The 4651-nt window shown below is 70.8% G+C and carries 1 protein-coding gene and 1 pseudogene; both read left to right on the top strand.

From position 1 onward, the window contains the following. Positions 1-1571 (top strand): annotated as a pseudogene (locus O3Q52_RS49140) (alpha-mannosidase); the annotation flags it as partial. A gap of 51 nt (positions 1572-1622) precedes the next feature. Continuing rightward, the gene (locus O3Q52_RS49135) at positions 1623-4598 is read left to right on the top strand and encodes a glycoside hydrolase family 2 TIM barrel-domain containing protein (protein WP_269654935.1); all 2976 of its coding nucleotides are present in this window, start codon (positions 1623-1625) and stop codon (positions 4596-4598) included. The last annotated feature ends 53 nt before the right edge of the window (positions 4599-4651 follow it).

Here is a 4651-nt window from a genome sequence, read left to right as displayed (position 1 = left end):
AGGTGGATGTCGCCGCCCCGCCCGCGGGAACAGGGCTGGCCGCGATCGCCACCGACGGCTCGGCGCATCCCGTACAGCTGATCGCGGAGGCGCCGACGGTCCTCAGCGACGAGCGCATGGACGCCTCACAGCTCGAACGCGTGCTGCGCCGTATCCACCGCCGCGAACTGTTCGGGCGGCTCATCGACCGCTACGAACTCTCCCCCGGCCAGCTCGTCTTCCACCTCGCCGAGGTCCCCGCCAGCGGGCCCTTCGACCTGCTGATCCTGCGCCAGGAGGTCGCCGCGGCGGCCGCCGAGTATCCCGGTGAGTGGCGGGTGCTGACGGTGGAGGAAGCCCGGGCCACCGCCCTCGTGCCCGTGCAGGTCCCCGCCTCGGGGCTGACCGCCTTCCGGGTCGAGCCGCGCGAGGACACCGCTCCCGCGCCGACTTCGTACGAGCCCGCGACGGCGGCGGACCGCGCCCTCTTCAACGGCCTGGTCGAGGTCACGGTCGCCGCCGACGGCACGCTGGACATCACCGGCTCCGACGGGACCGTACTGAACGGCGTCGGTCGGCTCGTCGACGGCGGTGACCGCGGCGACAGCTACAACTACGCTCCCCCGGCGCACGACATCCTCGTCGCGGACCCGACGGAGATCACCGTCGACCTTCTCGAAGAGGGCCCGCTGCGGTCCCGGCTGCGAGTCACCCGCGTCTACGCGTGGCCCGCCGCGCTCTCCCCCGACCGCGATCTGCGCGACGAACGGATCGTGCCGACTCCGGTGGAGACGCTCGTGGAAGTACGTGCCGGTGAACCGTTCGTACGGGTCTCCACCTCGTTCCTCAACCAGTCCGCGGACCACCGGCTGCGCTTCCACGTGCCGCTGCCCGAGCCGGTGGCCACGTCCTCGTCGGCCGGACAGTTCGCCGTGACCGAGCGCGGTCTCACCGCCGAGGGCGGCTGGGGCGAGTACCCGCTGCCGGCCTTCCCGGCCAGTACGTTCGTGTCGGCCGGCGCCGCCAGTGTCCTGCTCGACCACTCCAGCGAATACGAACTCGTGGGCGACGGCACCGAACTCGCCGTCACCCTGCTGCGTGCGATCGGCTCGATCAGTGTCAACATCCATCCTCTCCGCGACGAACCCGCGGCGAGCGAGATCCCCGCGCCGGGTGCGCAGGACCTCGGCATGCGCGTCGAGAACCGCTTCGCCGTCGTCCCCTCGGCGACCGGCTGGCGCGGGGCGAACGCGGTCGCACTCGCCGAGGAGTTCCGCAACGACGTGCTCGTCACGCGCGGAACCGCCCCCGCCGGGGGCCAACTGCCGCCCGACACAGCCGGGTTGCACGTCGACGGCCAGGACGTCCTCGTGTCCGGCATCCGCCGCGTCACCGACGACGAGTCCGGGGCCGGGATCGAAGTGCGGCTGGCCGCGATGAACGACAGCGCCTCCACCGTCCGTGTGACGGGCACGTTCTCCGAGGCCACCACCGTGGACCTGCTCGGACGGCCGATCTCCAGCACTCAGGCCCAGGACGAACTCGAACTGGCCCTCGGTCCATGGGAGATCCGCACAGTCGTACTCCGATAGCGCCCCGTCGCACCAGCGTCGTACGTGACACACAGAAAGAGTTGTGACCTCTTGCCCAGCGAGCTCTCCCCCCATGTTTCCGACATCGCGCCAGGCCGTGGCGCACTGCGCCCGGCCCGCTCATGGCTGCACTCCGACGCGCCCTCGCGTTCCCTGAACGGAACCTGGCGGTTCCGTCTGTCCCCCACGGCGTCGGTGACGGAGGACTTCGCGGCTGACGCCTTCGTCGACGACGGCTGGGACAGCATCCCCGTGCCCTCCCACTGGGTGCTGGAGGGTGACGGGGCCTACGGCCGGCCGATCTACACGAACATCCAGTTCCCCTTCCCGATCGATCCGCCGCACGTCCCGGACGAGAACCCGACCGGCGACTACCGCCGCCACTTCGACGTCCCCGCCGACTGGTCGGACGCCGAACGCGTGGTGCTGCGCTTCGACGGTGTCGAGTCGCTGTTCCGGGTGTGGGTCAACGGCGTCGAGATCGGCAGCGCGAGCGGTAGCCGGCTCGCCCACGAATTCGACGTGACCTCCGCGGTGCGCACGGGCGACAACGTCGTCGCCGTACGGGTCCACCAGTGGTCGGCGGCCAGCTACGTCGAGGACCAGGACCAGTGGTGGCTGCCGGGCATCTTCCGCGATGTCACCCTGATCGCCCGGCCCGCCGGAGGCATCGAGGACGTCTGGCTGCGGACCGGCTTCGACCACGGGCGCGGCCGCGTCGAAGCGGAGATCACCGCCGACGCGGCCGCGTTCCCGGTCACCCTGCGCATCCCCGAACTCGGCGTCGAGCACGTCTGGGCCACGCCTTCCGACGTGGCCCCCGTCGACGTCACCGGCGTGGAGCCCTGGTCGGCCGAGCGGCCCCGCCTGTACGACGCCACCGTGTCGACGGTGTCGGAGAGCATCGCGCTGCGGGTGGGTTTCCGCACGGTCGAGATCCGCGGCGACCGGTTCCTGGTCAACGGCAGCCGTGTCGTCTTCCACGGGGTGAACCGTCATGAGACGCATCCCGAGCGTGGCCGCGTCTTCGACGAGGAGCACGCCCGTGAGGACCTGGCCCGCATGAAGCGGTTCAACGTCAACGCCATCCGCACCAGCCACTACCCACCGCATCCCCGGCTGCTCGACCTGGCCGACGAACTCGGCTTCTGGGTGGTCCTCGAATGCGATCTGGAGACGCACGGCTTCGAGAAGCTCGACTGGGCCGGCAATCCGAGTGACGACCCGGCCTGGCGCGATGCCTTTCTGGACCGCATCCGGCGCACCGTCGAGCGGGACAAGAACCATCCCAGCATCGTGATCTGGTCGCTCGGAAACGAATCGGGGACCGGCGGCAACCTGGCCGCCATGTCGGCGTGGGTCCACGCCCGCGACACCGGACGCCCTGTCCACTACGAAGGCGACTACACCGGCGAGTACACGGACATCTACTCGCGCATGTACGCGTCGGTACCGGAGACCGAGCAGATCGGAGCCGACGGCGCACGCTCTGCGCTGCTGAACTGCACTCCCGCGCAGAGTGCCCGGCAGCGCACCAAGCCGTTCCTGCTGTGCGAGTACGCGCACGCGATGGGCAACGGGCCGGGCGCGTTCGACCAGTACGAGGCACTCGTGCGGCAGTATCCGCGGCTGCACGGCGGCTTCGTATGGGAGTGGCGCGATCACGGCATCCTCGCCACGGCCCCGGACGGGACGCCGTACTACGCCTACGGCGGCGACTTCGGAGAGGTCGTGCACGACGGCAACTTCGTGATGGACGGCATGCTCTTGAGCAACGACGTCCCCACTCCCAGCCTCCACGAGTACAAGGCGGTCGTGCAGCCGGTCGAGTTCGTCCTCGACGGCGGGAAGGTCGCGGTCACGAACCTGCGGCATTCGGCGGACACGTCGGACCTGCGCTTCCGCTGGCGCGTCGAACACGACGGACTCCCCGTCGCCTCTGGCGACTTGGAGATCCCCGTCGTCGCAGCGGGCGAGTCGCAGCGGGCGTCACTGCCCCCGATCGCGATCGCCCCCGACGCCGAGACGTGGCTCACGATCGACGCGACGCTGGCGGCACCAACTCCTTGGGCACCCGAAGGACATGTGATCGCGACGGCCCAACTGGACTGCTCGGCACGGCGTCCCGTGCCCGCGGTCCGACCGCAGGCCGAATGGCGACCGGGCGACGGAACCCTGTCGCTCGGTATCGCCGAGTTCGCCGGTGGATCCCTTGTCCGCCTCGCCGGCCGCGCCGTGACCGGCCCTCGGCTGGAGCTGTTCCGCGCACCGACCGACAACGACGAGAGCCCGTCCGACGGGATCGAGGAGAGCGACAACAGCATCGCCGGGGTGTCCAGCGCCGACCTGTGGCGTCGTGACGGCCTCGACCGGCTGACCACCCGGCGCGTCTCCGTGGAGCACACCCCGGACGCCCTGCGCACCCTCGACAAGGTCTCCGCGGCGGACTCCGCGCTGAGCGTGATGGTGGAGTCCGTCTGGTCGCTGGTGGACGGAGAGCTGGAACTGCGCGTGGAGATCGAGCCCTCGCGCGGCTGGCAGACGGTGTGGCCCCGGATCGGCGTCCGCTTCGAACTGCCCGACGGCGCGGCTCCCGTCGACGGGGCTCAGTGGTTCGGCCTGGGCCCGCTGGAGACCTACCCCGACAGTCTCCGCGCCGCCCGCACCGGCCGCTTCTCCGCCACGGTCCACGACCTCTCGGTCGACTACGCACGGCCCCAGGAAACCGGACACCGCTCCGAACTGCGCCGACTGACGCTGACGAGCGGCTCCACCGAGGTGCTGCGCATCGAGGCCCTGCCCGACACCCGGGGGCGTCGCCCCGGCTTCACCCTCAGCCGCCACACCCCCCAGCAGATCGCGCGAGCCGCGCACCCCTTCGAACTCGGCGACTCGACGACGAGCCACCTGATCGTCGACGCGGCCCAGCACGGTCTCGGCTCACGGACCTGCGGACCTGATGTCTGGCCCGAGTTCGCGCTTCGGCCCGAGTCGCGCACGATCAGGCTGCGTATCTCAGCGGGATAGGGATCCGCGCCGGTGCCCGCGGCGCCCGGTCTGCAATCCGCAGACCGCGCGCC

It is taken from the genome of Streptomyces sp. ActVer, assembly GCF_027270795.1.
GTDB lineage: Bacteria > Actinomycetota > Actinomycetes > Streptomycetales > Streptomycetaceae > Streptomyces > Streptomyces umbrinus_A.
The sequence above is the reverse complement of the archived record's forward strand: the minus strand, read 5'-3'. Positions and strand labels throughout refer to the sequence as shown.